The following is a 13701-nucleotide window of genomic DNA, read 5'->3' as shown; positions in this document are numbered from 1 at the left end:
CTCATGGAGATCACGACCTGGCACCTCGAGCAGACCTCACCGGACGAGCTGAGCGCGGCGAAACCGCCGTCCGTCCCGGTGACGGTCACCCGCGCCGAGCTGGTCAGCCCGGAATTGAACCGCTACCTCTACACCGCCGTCGGCGGCGACTGGTTCTGGATCGACCGGCTCGGCTGGACGTGGACGCAGTGGGTCGAGTGGCTGGACAGGCCGGGCGTCGAGACCTGGGTGGCCTACGCGCAGGGGACGCCGTGCGGTTATTTCGAGCTTGACGGCAGCGCGGATGGCGAGGTCGAACTCGCGTATTTCGGCCTGATGTCGTCGTTCGTCGGCAAGGGCGTCGGCGGGCACCTGCTGACCGTCGCGTTGCGGGAGGCGTGGGCGCTCGCGGAGCGCTGGCCGGGCAAGACGCCGACGCGCCGCGTCACGGTCCACACCTGCACCACGGACGGTCCGGCCGCGCTCAAGAACTACCAGGCCCGCGGCTTCCGGCTGGTCCGCACCGAGGTCGAGCAGGCTGAACTGCCCGCCGAGACACCGGGACCGTGGCCGGGAGCCGGGAAGAAGTAGCTACTTCGCGGGCGCCTTGGCAGCGGCCTTCGCCGCCTTCTTGAACGCGCGCACCTCGCCGAGGGTCTTCGCGTTGGTGACGTCGGCGATCGAGCGCCGTGAGCCGCGGTCGCCGTACGCGCCCGCGGCCGCGCGCCAGCCCTTGGGCTGCACGCCGAGCTGTTTGCCGAGCAGCGCGAGGAAGATCGCGGCCTTCTGGTCGCCGTAGCCGGGCAGCGCCTTGAGGCGTTTAAGCACTTCGGGGCCGTCCGGCTTGGGGCGTCCGGACGTCCAGATCCGGGAGGCGTCGCCGTCGTAGACCTCGACGACGTGCTGCGCGAGATCCTTGACCCGGCGGGCCATCGAGGCGCCGTAGCGGTGGATCGCGGGTGGGATCACGCACAGCTCGACGAAGGTCTCGGTGTCCATCGCGTGGATCTTCCCGATGTCGAACCCGTCCATCCGGTCCGCGATCTTCTGCGGGCCGCGGAACGCGTGTTCCATCGGGAACTGCTGGTCGAGGAGCATCCCGACGAGCAGCGCGAACGGGTCTTCGGTGAGCAGCCGGTCCGCTTCCTCGTCCCCGACCAGGTGCAATGCGCGCGTCATGCGCCCAGGATCTCACGACCGGGCCGATCCGCGCGTCTTCATCCTTGTGGGTCGACCAGCAGTTCCGCGGCCGCCGTGGTGATGGCGGCCGAAACCGCCGCCAGCGCGGGGGAGTCGAGTTTCCACTGCTGCCAGAACAGCGGTACGTCGATCGGGTGATCGGGGTCGAGGCAGACGAAGCTGCCGTCGCGCAGCCGGTCGCCGATCTGCGCGAGCGGCACCATGCCCCAGCCCATCCCGGCCGCGACGGCGTCGAAGAACCCTTCGGACGACGGGACGTAGTGCCGCAGCCGGCTCGCGATCGTGCCGCGCTCGCGCGCGAAGCGGTCTTGGAGGTCGTCACGGCGGTCGAAGACGACGACGGGTGCTTCGGCGAGGTCGAGGTCCGTGCCGAGTGCCGGGCTCACGACGGCCAGGTAGCGCATGTGCCCGAGCCGGTGCACCGAACACCCCGCGACCGGATCGGGTGACGACGTCACGGCGGCCATCACCAGGCCCTCCCGCAGCAGGGTCGTGGTGTGGTCCTGGTCCTCGCGATGCAGTTCGAAGCAGATCTTGTGCTCGGGCGGCACCCTCGTGAGGGCGGGCAGGAACCAGGTCGCCAGCGAATCGGCGTTCACCGCGATCGTCAGCCGGACCGGCTCGTCGCCGGTGGTCAGGCCGAGTTCGGCCCGTGTGTCGGCCTCCAGCAGCGCCATCTGACGGCCGAACCGCACCACCGCCTGCCCGGATTCGGTGAGGCGCACCGGTTTCGTGCGGATCAGCAGGACCCGGCCGGTGCGCTGTTCGAGCGCCTTGACGCGCTGGCTGATCGCCGACGGGGTCACGTGCAGTGCCGACGCCGCCGCGTCGAACGTGCCTTCGTCGGCGACCACCAGCAGTGTGCGGACCAGGTCGAGGGGCAGATCTGTCATCACGAACGCTAATCTTACGTAAGAATCTTTAGCTGTACTGTTGACGAGTGGCTTCCTAGTGTTGTCCGCATGGGAGACGTTCTGTTCAGCGCGGTCGCCGGGTTCGGCGCCACCATGGCCCTCATCGTCGCGATCGGCGCGCAGAACGCCTTCGTGCTGCGCCAGGGCATCCGGCGCGAAGCCGTGCTCGTCGTGGTGCTGATCTGCATCTTCTCGGACGCCATCCTGGTCAGCCTCGGTGTCGGCGGGGTCGGCGCGCTGGTGGGGACGTCACCCGAAGCGCTGACCATCGTCGCGCTGGTCGGCGGCGCTTTCCTGCTCTGCTACGGCGCCCTCGCGGCCCGTCGCGCGTTCAAGCCGTCCGCGCTGGAGACCGGCGGCCCGGAGACCGGCGGATCGTTGCGCCGCATCGTGCTGACCACGCTGGCGATCACCTGGCTGAATCCGCACGTCTACCTCGACACCCTCCTCCTGCTCGGCGCCATCGCGGCCGGACACGGCAGCGACCGGTGGGCGTTCGGCGTGGGTGCGGTGTCGGCCAGCGTGATCTGGTTCCTCGCGCTCGGTTTCGGCGCCCGGCTGCTCAGCGGGTTCTTCCGCAAGCCTTCGTCGTGGCGGGTGCTGGACGGTCTGGTCGCCGCGACGATGATCGGCCTGGGGGTGGCACTGGTGGCCGGGGCCTGATCACGGCAACCGAGCCAGCATTTCGGCGGTGAGCACCAGATCGGCCGCGGCCGCCGAGTCACGAATCGTGGCGGGCCTCGTCGAGCCTGGGATCACGATCATCGACGGCGACTTGGCGAGCAGCCAGGCCAGGCAGACCCGTTGCGGGCTGACCCCGAGTTCTTCAGCCACGGCAAGGAATTCCCCGTCGATGCCGCGGAGCGGACCCCACGGCAGGTAGGCGAGGCCGAGTTCGGTGCACAGGGCCAGTTCCGGTTCGTGCGACAGATTCGCGGGCGCGTGCTCGTTCTGCACCGAAACGAGGGTCTCACCGAGGATGTCCCGCGCTTCGAGGATCTGCGCGCGGGAGACGTTGGAGATCCCGGCGAGGCGGATCTTGCCTTCGTCGGCCAGTTCCTTGATCGCACCGACGGACTCCGCCCACGGCACGTTCGCGTCGGGCTTGTGCAGCTGGTAGAGCCCGATGGCGTCGACGCCGAGCCGCTTCAGTGAGCCCTCGCAGGCGTTCCTGAGGTGCGCGGGAGTCCCGGTGACGGTCCACGAACCGTCACCGGGACGGCCGCGACCGCCCTTGGTGGCGACGAGCACCGCGTCCGATCCGCTGTGGATGGACAGCGCGTCGGCGATCAGCTCCTCGTTGTGCCCGATTTCGCCCGCGTGCCAGTGGTAGGAGTCGGCCGTGTCGATCAGCGTGACACCGGCGTCGAGCGCGGCGTGGATCGTGGCGATCGCGCGGTCGCGATCCGGGCGGCCCTCGATCGACAGGGGCATCGCGCCCAGGCCGATCGCGCTCACTTCGACATCTCCGATGCTGCGGTAACGCATGTGGGTCAAGCCTTTCTGACGTCTTCGATGGCTTCGGCGAGCCAATCGGTGGTGGTGGAGAAGGAGAAACCGAGGCCGGTCGCACGTGAGGTGTCCAGGACGGCGTACCGGTCGAAGGAGAACGGTGAGGCCTCCCGCTCGACGACCCGGAACCGCGGCTCCGTGCTGATGGCGGCGGCGAGATCGAGCACCGACAGTTCGCCGTGCGAGCCGGCGTTGACCGGGCCGGTGAAGTCCGCGAGCGTCGCCCAGGTCAGGAAGTCCGCGATCTCACTCGCGTGGATGAAGGTCGACGGCCGCGGTTCGACGTGGACGTCCACGGCGTCCCCCGCGTCCAGCCGTTCGACGTAATGGCGCAGCCGCCCGGTGAAATCCGCGCCGCCGAGGACGTGCGCGACGCGCACCGAAACGAACGGTGTGTCCGCCGCCGCGAAGACCGTCTCGGCCTGCCGCTTGCCTTCGCCGTAGTCGTACGAAGGCGCCCCGAGGTCGACAGGCACGGGGGAGACCAGCGATTCGGTCATCGGCGTCTCCGTCCGGGCCTGGTCGTAGACCTCGATCGTGGACGTCATCACGTAGCGGTCCGCGCGGAACACGCGGCTCGCGATCTGCGCCTGGACGGGCGTGTAGCAGACCTGGTCGAGAACGACGTCGAAGGAGCGGGAACCCAGCGCGGCCTTCAGCCCGGCTTCGTCGTCGCGGTCCGCGATCAGGTGGGCGACGCCGCCGGGAGCAGGCGCGGACCCGCGGTTGAGGACGGTGACGTCCGCACCGGCGTCACGCAGCCGCTCGACCACCCCGCGGCCGAAGTACCGGCTTCCGCCGAGAACGAGCACTTTCTTCATGGTCACCAGTGTTACGGTGGCGATCCGGGTGGTTGAAGGGGAGAACATGGGCGAAACAGCGGAATCACTGAAAGATTCTCGGTCGAATCGTGGTTTCACTGAAAGCTCACTGGACGTGATCGACCGGCGACTCCTCGAACTTCTCCAGGAGGAGGGCCGCATCACCTTGAGCGAGCTCGGGCGTCGCGTTTCGCTGAGTCCCGCCGCTGTCGGCGAGCGCGTCAAGCGGCTCGAAGCCGACGGCACGATCACCGGCTACGCGGCGCTCGTTTCGCCGGCCGGGATCGGCCTGGGGCTGCGGGCGTTCGTGCGGATGGCGCCGCACAGCGGGTTCACCGTCCGGCACCCGCGGACGCGGAAGATCATGGACCGGCCGGAAATCCTCGAACTCCACCACGTGGTGGGCGAGGACTGCTGGATCCTGAAGATCGCCGTGCGCGACACCAGTCACCTGGAAGAGCTGCTGGAGGACCTCTCCGTGCTGGGCGCCACGACGACGTCGATCGTCATGTCCAGCCCGATCGAACGCCGAGTCCTGCTGCCTTTGTGATCAGCCCCAAGAACTGACGGGTGAGTCTGGTCGTTCTCCAGGTTCCGGTCGAGTAACCGGAGGCGGGGTATGCGGGCTCGGATCCTCACCACGCTGATCGGGTGGCGAAAGCGAGGTGCTGTTCCACCAAGCGCCGAAGCTCAAGGACGCCGGTTACTGCGTCTATTCGCTGAACTACGGCGCCACCGTCCTTGGCGGACAGTTGTTCGGCGGGCTCCCCTCGATGCGGAAGAGCGCCGTCGAGCTCGGCGTGTTCGTCGACCGTGTGCGGACGAGTACCGGCGCGGACAAGGTGAAGCATTTCGTCGGCTTCGGCTCGAACTTCAAGGGCACGTCGCTCGACGGCCTTTCCTGGCCGACGGCGTGTGCGGGCGTGCCGCGAATACCCGGCGCCGTCGGCGTTCCTCGACGATCTCGCCCGCGACGGCGTGACCGTGCCGGGGCCGACTTACACGAGCATCGTGAGCCGCCACGATCGAGTGTGTGCTGGACGAACCGGGCGTGACCGACATCGTGCTGCAGGACATATGCGGTTACGACGGTTCGGGGCATCTGAGCCAGGCGATCGATCCGAACGTGACGAGCCTGATCCTCAAGGCGCTCGACCCGGAGAACGCGCTCGCGCCGAAGTGCGTGCCGTTCTTCGCGCCGCTGTAGGGTCAGGGCCTGGTCGCGTGCACCACGAACACCGAGCGGACCCGATCCTCGGTCTCGACGTCGAGGCGTTTCACGGTCACCTCGGTGAAGCCGGCTTCGGAGGCCAGTTCCGCCGCGTCGTCCTCGGTTTCCGGCAGCTTCAGGTCGGCGGGGACGATGGCGGCGAACGCCTCCGACGGCCGGAACGCCGAAGCGAGCGGCAGGCTGAAGCCCACCCTGCCGCCCGGACGCAGTGCCCGCAGCCAGTCGCGGAGCGCGGCCGCGCCGAGGAAGTGCAGCGAAGACGCGCACAGCACGGCGTCCGCTCCCTCGTCCTCCACCGGCGACGGGACCGCGGAAGCGACCTGCCAGGTGATGCGCTTGCCGGGATCGTGCGTCGCCGCCTTCGTCTCGGCCTGGGCGATCATGCCCGGTGAGATGTCGATCGCGAGCACTTCGCCCGGGTCCAGGCGCAGCGCGGCGAACGCGGCGACCCCCGTCCCGGTCGCGACGTCGAGAACGCGCTCGGGCGTCGTGCTGCCGAGGCCGTCGACGAGCGCGTCGGCGACCAAGCCGTGAAAGGTGTCTTCGTCGTAGCGCGCGGCGATGCCGTCGAACAGCCCGGCCGCGATCTCTTCACTCACGACCGCGACCTTATCCGGGAGGCGGCGGCGTCCGGCGAAACCCAGGTCGGCGCGGTGATACCAGGACAGCTCCGCATCGCCTTCGAGCCAGCAGAGCAGGACGTCGGCGCCGTCGAGTTCGGCCGGGAAATCGATCAGGAGCGGGGCGAATCCCTTCAGCTCCGCACCCGTCCGCTGGACGGTGGTCATCAGGTCGTCCAGCCGGGCCTGCGCGGCCTTCCATTCCGGCATCCCGCCGAGCGAGGTCTCGCGGCCGCCAGGGCGCAGAGACGCGGCGAGTTCGGCCGCGTCGGCGCGGAGCCGGACCAGTTCGTCCAGCACGGGGCGTAGCCGGGCGAGCTCGGCGCGGGCTTCGGGAACGGTGAACAAACCCATGCGCCGATGGTCCCAGCCCGCTCAGCGGCGTCGCCGGGCGAGTCTCGACGCGAGGCCAGCGCCGGTCAGGAGGAAGCCCGTCGCGAGCAGGCCGCCGATGAAGAGCCAGCTCGTGACGCCGTAGGTGACGTCGTTCTGTGGCAGGTATTTCACCAGCCGGAAACCCCACTCCGGGACCGCCATGGTGGCCACGCCTGGGGCGACACCCCAGACGAGGCCGCCGAGTATCGGGCCGGTCGCCGAGAGCGCGCCGAGCAGCCCGACCGACAGCAGCAGGATCCCGCCGCCCACCAGGAGGCCGATGCTGAGGACGTCACGCTGGGTGCTGAGCGTTGCCTGGACGAGCATCTGCTGCCGCAGGCCGCCCCAGGCCAGCAGGCCGAGGGCGACCGGCGTCAGGATCAGGCCACCCGCGCCGCTGAGAACGCGACGCACGCCTCTGCCGGCGCGCGTGTCTTCGGGTACCGGGTCGTCGTCGAAGGGCTCGTACGGTTCATACGACTCGACGTCCTCGTACGGCCTGCGCGGGTCTCTGGGCCGCTCGTACTCGCCGTACTCCTGGTAGTCCTCGTCGTCGTACTCCGCGACGTACCGGTGCGATGACATGGACGGGTCACCTCCCTGCACCGGACTACGGACGCCGGCCCCCTTCGGTTCACTTCGATCTCCGGCGGATCGCGTTTAGCCCGCTAAACGCGATTTGAGCGTCGCCGCGCGAGGGTGCCCACCAGACCGGCCCCGATGAGCAGGAAACCGCTCCCGACCAGCGCGCCCATCACAAGCCAGGTCACCAGGCCGACGCCAAGGCCGCTGCCGCCGATGTCGTAGATGAAGCTCATGACGTCGCGCGGGCTCACGAAGAACGCCACGCCGGGCAGCACGCCCCACACCGCTCCGCCCAGCGCCGGCCCGAGCCCGGACAACGCCCCGAGGAACGCGACGCCGACCAGAAGCAAGCCGCCGACGACCAGCAGGACCAGGCCGAGTGGGTCTTCGGTGACGGTCAGGGACTGCGAGAACCCCCGCTGCAGCCGCGAGCCGCCGTAGATCGTGACGCCCAGCGCGACCGGCGTGAGCAGGAAACCGCCGAGGCCGCTGATCACCCGAGGCACCGCGCGACTGCTTTGCCTAGGCTGGGCGTAGGGCTCCGGTGCCTGAGGCTGCTCGTACGGAGGCACGGCGTAAGGGTTGGTCGACATGGGATCGCCCTTTCCGGTGGGCCGGCGGTGGAGTGTTGTTCGATGATGACGCGGTCGCCGCCGTTCCCGTGACGGCCGGATGGCCGTCGTACGACCGGGTGACGTCGGACACATCCGCCTCGTGGAGACTTGATACCGACCACTACTGGAACCATCCAGCACCGTTAAGCAGTACGCTTGTACCGCTACCGGAGACTGAAGTAGAACGCGAAGATCCGCGGAAGGAGCACCGCTGCTCATGGCCAAGATCAAGGTCCAGGGCACCGTCGTCGAGCTCGACGGTGATGAGATGACCCGCATCATTTGGCAGTTCATCAAGGACAGGCTGATCCACCCGTACCTGGACGTGAACCTGGAGTACTACGACCTGGGCATCGAGGAGCGGGACCGCACCGACGACCAGATCACCATCGACTCCGCCAACGCGATCAAGAAGCACGGCGTCGGCGTCAAGTGCGCCACCATCACGCCGGACGAGGCGCGCGTCGAAGAATTCGGCCTGAAGAAGATGTGGCTCTCGCCCAACGGGACGATCCGCAACATCCTCGGCGGCGTGATCTTCCGCGAGCCGATCGTCATCCAGAACATCCCGCGCCTGGTGCCGGGCTGGACCAAGCCGATCATCATCGGCCGTCACGCGCACGGTGACCAGTACAAGGCGACCAACTTCAAGGTCCCCGGCCCCGGCACGCTGACGATGACCTACACCCCGGCCGACGGTTCCGAGCCGATGGAGTTCCAGGTCGCGCAGTACCCCGAGGGCGGCGGCGTCGCCATGGGCATGTTCAACTTCCGCAAGTCCATCGAGGACTTCGCGCGCGCCTCGCTGCAGTACGGCCTCGACCGTGAGTACCCGGTCTACATGTCGACCAAGAACACCATCTTGAAGGCCTACGACGGCATGTTCAAGGACGTGTTCGAGGAGATCTACCAGGCCGAGTTCAAGGCCGACTTCGACGCCAAGGGCATCTCCTACGAGCACCGCCTGATCGACGACATGGTCGCCGCGGCGATGAAGTGGGAGGGCGGCTACGTCTGGGCCTGCAAGAACTACGACGGTGACGTGCAGTCCGACACGGTCGCGCAGGGCTTCGGCTCGCTGGGCCTGATGACCTCGGTGCTGCGCACCCCGGACGGCAAGACCGTCGAGGCCGAGGCCGCGCACGGAACGGTGACCCGGCACTACCGCCAGCACCAGCAGGGCAAGCCGACCTCGACCAACCCGATCGCGTCCATCTTCGCGTGGACCCGTGGGCTCGAGCACCGCGGCAAGCTCGACTCGAACCCGGAGCTGATCGGCTTCGCCAACAAGCTGGAGCAGGTCGTCGTCGAGACCGTCGAGAGCGGCAAGATGACCAAGGACCTCGCGCTGTTGATCAGCAAGGACCAGCCGTTCCAGACCACCGAGGAGTTCCTCGCGACGCTGGACGCCAACCTGGCCGAGAAGATCGCCCAGGGCTGAGTCCCGTGAACGCTTGAAGGCCCCCTTCCCTCGCGGAAGGGGGCCTTTTCGCGTCGTGACGGTGGGTAGCCCGTGACCGGGCCGGGTTGGCGCCTCCGGGTGGTTGGCAATCCGGGATCTGGGCGACCGCCCCCGCTTCTGCCACTCTGGACCGGACAGAAAACGATTCCCTTGTTCGAGGAGTGACCATCATGGCCATCTCGAAACCGGTCTTGTTCATCGGCGGCGGACTGGCGCTGATCGTCGTCGTCGCCATCTCGGGGCAGGACAGGGAGTCGAGCGCGTCGAGCCCGACCGGTTGCCAGGTCGTGGTGACGGCCGACGTGCTCAACGCGCGCGACGCCCCCGCTGGGCAGAAGATCGTCGGCAAGTACGTCAAGGACACGAAGATCGACGCGCAGCCGGTGGTCGAGAACGGCTTCCGCAAGATCGCCGAGGGCAAGTGGGTCTCCGCCGAGTTCGCGCCCCCGGTCGAAGGCGCGAAATGCGGCCCGTGACCTGCGGGTTCGCGTTTAGCCCGCGAAACGCAAGTGGCCTCTGACCTGGGGGATCGCGTTTAGCCCGCGAAACGCGGGTGGGGTGCTCTGACCTGGGGGATCGCGATTAGCCCGCGAAACGCAGGTGGGTGCCTTCCTTGGCCGCCAGCACCTCGCCGCTGAACTCCTTCCGCGCTTCGGCCACCGAGATCCCGCGGTCGGAACCGGGCCAGAAGTGGGTCAGCAGGAGCCGCCGGGCGCCGCCTCGCTCGGCCCAGTACCCGGCCTCGCCCGCCGTCGACACCAGGCGCGGCGTCGCGTCGGGCGACGGGCCCTGAAGCGTGGCATCGGCGATGAGGAGGTCGGCGTCTCGCGCCAGTTCCGCGATGATCGCGCTCGGCCCGCTGTCACCGGTGTAGGCGACGGTGAGCCCTGGCGCGGTCAGGCGGACTCCGTAGTTCGGCACATGGTGCGGTAGCAGGAACGCGGTCATCCGGAACGGCCCGACCTCGCGCGGCGGGCCGAGTTCGCGCACGTCGAAGATCGTCGTCGGATGCGGTCGCGGCTCCAGCGCTTCGAGCCGGCGCACCGTGCCCGGCGTGCAATGCAGCGGGATCCTCGGCTCGTCCGGCAGCCCATAGGCACGGGCCCGGCCGAGCGCGCTCACATCGGCGCAGTGATCGGGATGCTCATGCGTCACCACCACCGCGTCGACCCGGCCGTCCGGGCAGTGTTCGAACAGCCGTGACGCGGCGCCGTAGCCGAGGTCGAGAACGACTTTGAAACCCTCGTGGACCAGGAGGAAGCCGGCGCAGGCCCGGCCAGGTTCCGGCCAGGCGCCGCAGCTGCCCAGTACGGTCAGCTCGCTCATGCGCGCAGTCTCCCAGTGCCGATTCTGTCGGACCCTCCGGGTAGCGTGCGACGGGTGCTGACCGTCTCCACTGTGAATGTCAACGGCCTCCGTGCCGCCGCGAAAAAGGGCTTCGTCGAGTGGCTGGGCTCGACGAAGGCCGACGTCGTCGCCTGCCAGGAGGTCCGGGCCGAGCTCAAGGAGCTCCCGGCCGGTGCCGCCGCACCCGAGGGCTGGCACGTGGTGCACGCGCCGTCCGCGCAGAAGGGGCGCAACGGCGTCATGCTCTTCAGCCGGGCGGAGCCGGAAGAGGTCCGCATCGGTTTCGGCGAGCCCGAATTCGAAGACAGCGGCCGCTACGCCGAGATCCACCTGCCGAACGTCGTGGTCGCGAGCCTGTACCTGCCCAGCGGTGACGTCGGGACCCCGCGCCAGGACGAGAAGGAGCGCTTCATGGCGGCGTTCCTGCCGTACCTCGTAGACCTGCGGGCCAAGGCCGAGGCCGGCGGCCGTGAGGTCGTCGTCGTGGGTGACTGGAACATCGCCTACGACAAGATCGACCTGAAGAACTGGCGCGGCAACCAGAAGAGCTCGGGCTTCCTGCCGGAGGAGCGGGAATGGCTCGGCCGCGTGTTCAGCGAGGCCGGCTACGTCGACGTACAGCGCAAGCTCGACCCGGAGGGCCCCGGCCCGTACACCTGGTGGTCGTACCGCGGGAAGGCGTTCGACAACGACACCGGCTGGCGCATCGACTGCCAGATCGCCACTCCGGGCCTGGCCGAGCGGTGCACCTCCGTCGTGGTCGAGCGCGCCGAGTCCTATGACCGGCGCTGGTCCGACCACGCGCCGGTGACGGCCACCTACTCCGAATAGCCCGTCGGTCATGGAATTCACCGTGACCGGCGGGAGCCGGTCACGGCACAATCAGGAGGCGCTGAACCAGCTGTCCAAAGCGGATAGAGACTTGGCGGCACAAGCGCCTGACCTCGGGCGTATCGCCGCATTTCGTAACATCCTCATCCATGGTTACGCGACGGTCGATGATGCCTTGGTGTGGCAGGGGCTTACTGAGTGGCTCCCAGGTTGATCGGCGTTCTGCGGCGGTTGCTGGATGTCTGAATCGACCACGCGCCGGTGGCCTGCGCGAAGGAGATCCGGGGGTGTCATGGAGACGAACGAAGCCAGGCGCATCGAGGCGACGAACGCCGAGCGCTACGCGATGTCCGGCCAGTACGGGTGGGAGTTCAGCCCGGACGCGCCGAACATGCTGGAACGGTGGACCGTGCTGCCGTTCAACCAACGCGGCGACAAGCGGATGGCGTTCGGCGCGCTGAGCGGCATGTATCAAGGGCTGCGGTTCAGCGTCTTCGACTATCACCGACGCCCGACGGTCACGAGCGTGCACACACGCTGGACCAACAAGAAGGTCAACGAGCTCGACACGATCTCGATCGACACGGTCTGGGCCGTCACCTTGCCCGCGCCGATGCCGAACTTCCAGATCGTGTCGAGCATCGAATCCGCCTGGGACGTCGAACGGTATCCGGAACCCGCCACCGCGGACCGGAAGTTCAACCGCTGGTACAAGCTGATCGACACCGATCCGAACGTCGCGGTCGGCGTGCTGACACCACAGGTCGCCGCCACAATGCGGTCCTTGAAGCTGCACACCTGGTCGCTGGTGGGCGCGGAACTGGTTTACGTCGAGAATCCGACCTTCGGCCGGACCAAGCCGGATGAGGTGCTTTCGACGCTCGGGCGTCTCGCGCAACTGGTGTCGCTGCTGCCGTTCCACCTCGGCGGTGGTCAGCCCGCCGCGCAGCAGCCCCCGTACCCGCACCAGCCGTATCCACCGCAGAATCCCGGCTATCCGCAGCCGTACCCGCCTCCGCCGCAGTACGGACAGCAGCCGTACCCGCCGCGGCATCAGGGTTACCCGCCGCCGCACTACCCGCCACCGCAGTACCCGCAGCCGGGGTATCCGCCGCGCGGTTATTGACGGGACTTCGCGCTCTCCGTCCACACTGGACTCTCGACGAAGTGGTTGTCGAACTTTTCCTGGCTGTCCAAGAGATCCTGGACGGTCGCTTCGCCATGCCCGACCTTCTCCAGTAGGCGGAAGTAGTCGAACCGTTCCACGCCGGGGACGAACACGATCAGGACGTCCGCCGACGAGTCGACGGTCGCGCGGAAAGCGTGCGTGGTCAGCGGTGGGACGACCAGCGTGTCGCCTTCGGAAACGGTGACGATCTCTTCTCCTACAAGGACTTCCAGCTTTCCGTCGAGCATGAAGAACATCTCGGAGGAGCCGGTGTGATAGTGCGGCGAGGCTCCATCGGCGCCGACGCCCAACCGTGTTCGCGCGCTGCTCATGACTCCGCCTGTGGTCGAGACGTCGGCGAGCAGCGTGACAAAGGTGGGGGCCGCGCCGACGGTCTCGGCTTCGGCGGCGCGGACGAGGACGGGTTCACGGGTTTCGATGTGCTGGGCCATGGCGCAATAGTTTCACCGCTGATAGTTCGCTGTCAAACTATCTCCTGTCGAATAGACTGCGCCCGTGAGCGAAGAACGAGACACGGACGCGATAGACGCGGTCGTCGGCGCGTGGCGTCGCGAGCGGCCGGAGCTGGACTTGACCGCGATCGGGGTCGCGGGCCGCCTCGGCCGCGTGGCGATGCTGACCACTCCCAAGGTGGAAGCCGTGTTCGCGAAGCACGGCTTGAAGCAGGGGGAGTTCGACGTGCTCGCGGCACTCAGGCGATCCGGGAAGCCGTACACGCTGATCCCGTCCGAGCTTTCCGCGACGCTGATGATGTCCAGGGCTGGGATGACCAGCAGGATCGACCGGCTCGAGTCGGCAGGGCTGGTGGAGCGGGCGCTGGATCCGGAAGACCGGCGCAGCTTCCGGGTCACGCTGACCGAGCGCGGGTTCGAAGTCGTCGACACCGCGATGACCGAGCACACGGAGAACGTCGCGAAGCTGCTCTCGCCGCTCGGCGAGGACCTCGGCGTCCTGGACGCGTCGCTGCGACGGCTGTTGGCATCCCTCGAAAACTGAAGGGGCCCTTCGCCGCGTCATATGC

20 protein-coding genes are annotated in these 13701 nt (G+C 68.1%); 11 read left to right on the top strand and 9 right to left on the bottom strand.

Going from position 1 to position 13701, the window contains the following annotated elements:
• The first annotated feature begins 3 nt into the window (after nt 1–3).
• Complete coding sequence (locus ACFVM3_RS30585; RefSeq protein WP_378443408.1) at nt 4–570, top strand: GNAT family N-acetyltransferase; 567 nt, start codon at nt 4–6, stop codon at nt 568–570.
• On the opposite strand, the gene ACFVM3_RS30580 is transcribed toward ACFVM3_RS30585, so the two are convergent.
• Both ACFVM3_RS30580 and ACFVM3_RS30575 read right to left on the bottom strand, forming a co-directional pair.
• Nucleotides 571–1158, bottom strand: a complete 588-nt coding sequence (locus ACFVM3_RS30580; RefSeq protein WP_378443407.1) for an HhH-GPD-type base excision DNA repair protein — start codon at nt 1156–1158, stop codon at nt 571–573. It lies immediately after the preceding gene.
• A 38-nt stretch (nt 1159–1196) separates the two neighbouring features.
• A complete protein-coding gene (locus ACFVM3_RS30575) occupies nt 1197–2075 on the bottom strand; it encodes a LysR family transcriptional regulator ArgP (protein ID WP_378443406.1) in 879 nt (292 codons plus the stop codon).
• Nucleotides 2076–2141: 66 nt separating this feature from the next.
• On the opposite strand from ACFVM3_RS30575, the gene ACFVM3_RS30570 reads away from it, so the two are divergent.
• On the top strand, nt 2142–2756 hold the full coding sequence (locus ACFVM3_RS30570; protein ID WP_378443405.1) for a LysE/ArgO family amino acid transporter: 615 nt from the start codon (nt 2142–2144) through the stop codon (nt 2754–2756).
• Here ACFVM3_RS30570 and ACFVM3_RS30565 read toward each other — a convergent pair whose 3' ends face one another.
• Both ACFVM3_RS30565 and ACFVM3_RS30560 read right to left on the bottom strand, forming a co-directional pair.
• Nucleotides 2757–3581, bottom strand: coding sequence for an aldo/keto reductase (locus ACFVM3_RS30565; protein WP_378443404.1), 825 nt, complete (start codon nt 3579–3581; stop codon nt 2757–2759).
• 5 nt (nt 3582–3586) lie between these two features.
• The gene (locus ACFVM3_RS30560; RefSeq protein WP_378443432.1) at nt 3587–4426 is read right to left on the bottom strand and encodes an NAD-dependent epimerase/dehydratase family protein; all 840 of its coding nucleotides are present in this window, start codon (nt 4424–4426) and stop codon (nt 3587–3589) included.
• Nucleotides 4427–4541: 115 nt separating this feature from the next.
• Here ACFVM3_RS30560 and ACFVM3_RS30555 point away from each other — a divergent pair, with 115 nt between their 5' ends.
• From ACFVM3_RS30555 to ACFVM3_RS30545, 3 genes are all read left to right on the top strand, one after another.
• Nucleotides 4542–4976 (top strand): Lrp/AsnC family transcriptional regulator, encoded by a 435-nt coding sequence (locus tag ACFVM3_RS30555; RefSeq protein WP_378443403.1) that lies wholly within the window; start codon nt 4542–4544, stop codon nt 4974–4976.
• A gap of 115 nt (nt 4977–5091) precedes the next feature.
• A complete protein-coding gene (locus ACFVM3_RS30550) occupies nt 5092–5481 on the top strand; it encodes an esterase/lipase family protein (RefSeq protein WP_378443402.1) in 390 nt (129 codons plus the stop codon).
• On the top strand, nt 5460–5633 hold the full coding sequence (locus ACFVM3_RS30545; RefSeq protein ID WP_378443401.1) for a hypothetical protein: 174 nt from the start codon (nt 5460–5462) through the stop codon (nt 5631–5633). Before ACFVM3_RS30550 ends, ACFVM3_RS30545 begins: the two co-directional genes overlap by 22 nt.
• Nucleotides 5634–5635: 2 nt before the next feature.
• On the opposite strand, the gene ACFVM3_RS30540 is transcribed toward ACFVM3_RS30545, so the two are convergent.
• From ACFVM3_RS30540 to ACFVM3_RS30530, 3 genes are all read right to left on the bottom strand, one after another.
• On the bottom strand, nt 5636–6631 hold the full coding sequence (locus tag ACFVM3_RS30540; protein ID WP_378443400.1) for a DUF2203 family protein: 996 nt from the start codon (nt 6629–6631) through the stop codon (nt 5636–5638).
• 21 nt (nt 6632–6652) lie between these two features.
• Nucleotides 6653–7237 (bottom strand): hypothetical protein, encoded by a 585-nt coding sequence (locus ACFVM3_RS30535; protein WP_378443399.1) that lies wholly within the window; start codon nt 7235–7237, stop codon nt 6653–6655.
• A gap of 83 nt (nt 7238–7320) precedes the next feature.
• A complete protein-coding gene (locus tag ACFVM3_RS30530; RefSeq protein WP_378443398.1) occupies nt 7321–7743 on the bottom strand; it encodes a hypothetical protein in 423 nt (140 codons plus the stop codon).
• A 325-nt stretch (nt 7744–8068) separates the two neighbouring features.
• Here ACFVM3_RS30530 and ACFVM3_RS30525 point away from each other — a divergent pair, with 325 nt between their 5' ends.
• Nucleotides 8069–9292: an NADP-dependent isocitrate dehydrogenase gene (locus tag ACFVM3_RS30525; RefSeq protein WP_340684632.1), complete on the top strand. Its 1224-nt coding sequence runs from the start codon at nt 8069–8071 to the stop codon at nt 9290–9292.
• A 191-nt stretch (nt 9293–9483) separates the two neighbouring features.
• Nucleotides 9484–9789, top strand: coding sequence for an SH3 domain-containing protein (locus ACFVM3_RS30520; RefSeq protein ID WP_378443397.1), 306 nt, complete (start codon nt 9484–9486; stop codon nt 9787–9789).
• A 106-nt stretch (nt 9790–9895) separates the two neighbouring features.
• Here the strand turns inward: ACFVM3_RS30520 and ACFVM3_RS30515 are convergent, their stop codons facing one another.
• Entirely contained in the window at nt 9896–10639 is a 744-nt protein-coding gene (locus ACFVM3_RS30515) for an MBL fold metallo-hydrolase (RefSeq protein WP_378443396.1), read from the bottom strand.
• A gap of 45 nt (nt 10640–10684) precedes the next feature.
• Here ACFVM3_RS30515 and ACFVM3_RS30510 point away from each other — a divergent pair, with 45 nt between their 5' ends.
• The 3 genes from ACFVM3_RS30510 (at nt 10685) to ACFVM3_RS30500 (ending at nt 12617) form a co-directional block, all read left to right on the top strand.
• Nucleotides 10685–11491, top strand: coding sequence for an exodeoxyribonuclease III (locus ACFVM3_RS30510; RefSeq protein WP_126735288.1), 807 nt, complete (start codon nt 10685–10687; stop codon nt 11489–11491).
• Nucleotides 11492–11501: 10 nt separating this feature from the next.
• Nucleotides 11502–11705, top strand: a complete 204-nt coding sequence (locus tag ACFVM3_RS30505; protein WP_378443395.1) for a DUF86 domain-containing protein — start codon at nt 11502–11504, stop codon at nt 11703–11705.
• Between the two features lie 78 nt (nt 11706–11783).
• Nucleotides 11784–12617, top strand: coding sequence for a hypothetical protein (locus ACFVM3_RS30500; protein ID WP_378443394.1), 834 nt, complete (start codon nt 11784–11786; stop codon nt 12615–12617).
• On the opposite strand, the gene ACFVM3_RS30495 is transcribed toward ACFVM3_RS30500, so the two are convergent.
• Nucleotides 12611–13111 carry a cupin domain-containing protein gene (locus ACFVM3_RS30495; protein WP_378443393.1) on the bottom strand — a complete coding sequence of 167 codons (501 nt, stop codon included), beginning with the start codon at nt 13109–13111 and terminating at the stop codon, nt 12611–12613. The two genes, ACFVM3_RS30500 and ACFVM3_RS30495, sit on opposite strands and share 7 nt — an antisense overlap.
• A 64-nt stretch (nt 13112–13175) precedes the next feature.
• Between ACFVM3_RS30495 and ACFVM3_RS30490 the strand changes: the two genes are divergently transcribed.
• Nucleotides 13176–13676, top strand: coding sequence for a MarR family winged helix-turn-helix transcriptional regulator (locus ACFVM3_RS30490; protein ID WP_378443392.1), 501 nt, complete (start codon nt 13176–13178; stop codon nt 13674–13676).
• Nucleotides 13677–13701: the final 25 nt, after the last annotated feature.

Origin of the sequence: Amycolatopsis sp. NPDC057786 (assembly GCF_042797905.1) — a bacterium.
In the GTDB taxonomy this organism is placed as follows: Bacteria; Actinomycetota; Actinomycetes; order Mycobacteriales; family Pseudonocardiaceae; genus Amycolatopsis.
Note: the sequence above shows the minus strand (reverse complement) of the source record. Positions and strands in the feature narration are given on the sequence as shown.

Coding starts and splice junctions, on each gene's coding strand:
- ACFVM3_RS30585 (WP_378443408.1), top strand. CDS start 4: ATGGAGATCACGACCTGGCACCTCGAGCAGACCTCACCGGACGAGCTG.
- ACFVM3_RS30580 (WP_378443407.1), bottom strand. CDS start 1,158: ATGACGCGCGCATTGCACCTGGTCGGGGACGAGGAAGCGGACCGGCTG.
- ACFVM3_RS30570 (WP_378443405.1), top strand. CDS start 2,142: ATGGGAGACGTTCTGTTCAGCGCGGTCGCCGGGTTCGGCGCCACCATG.
- ACFVM3_RS30565 (WP_378443404.1), bottom strand. CDS start 3,581: ATGCGTTACCGCAGCATCGGAGATGTCGAAGTGAGCGCGATCGGCCTG.
- ACFVM3_RS30560 (WP_378443432.1), bottom strand. CDS start 4,426: ATGAAGAAAGTGCTCGTTCTCGGCGGAAGCCGGTACTTCGGCCGCGGG.
- ACFVM3_RS30540 (WP_378443400.1), bottom strand. CDS start 6,631: ATGGGTTTGTTCACCGTTCCCGAAGCCCGCGCCGAGCTCGCCCGGCTA.
- ACFVM3_RS30535 (WP_378443399.1), bottom strand. CDS start 7,237: ATGTCATCGCACCGGTACGTCGCGGAGTACGACGACGAGGACTACCAG.
- ACFVM3_RS30525 (WP_340684632.1), top strand. CDS start 8,069: ATGGCCAAGATCAAGGTCCAGGGCACCGTCGTCGAGCTCGACGGTGAT.
- ACFVM3_RS30520 (WP_378443397.1), top strand. CDS start 9,484: ATGGCCATCTCGAAACCGGTCTTGTTCATCGGCGGCGGACTGGCGCTG.
- ACFVM3_RS30515 (WP_378443396.1), bottom strand. CDS start 10,639: ATGAGCGAGCTGACCGTACTGGGCAGCTGCGGCGCCTGGCCGGAACCT.
- ACFVM3_RS30505 (WP_378443395.1), top strand. CDS start 11,502: ATGGAATTCACCGTGACCGGCGGGAGCCGGTCACGGCACAATCAGGAG.
- ACFVM3_RS30500 (WP_378443394.1), top strand. CDS start 11,784: ATGGAGACGAACGAAGCCAGGCGCATCGAGGCGACGAACGCCGAGCGC.
- ACFVM3_RS30495 (WP_378443393.1), bottom strand. CDS start 13,111: ATGGCCCAGCACATCGAAACCCGTGAACCCGTCCTCGTCCGCGCCGCC.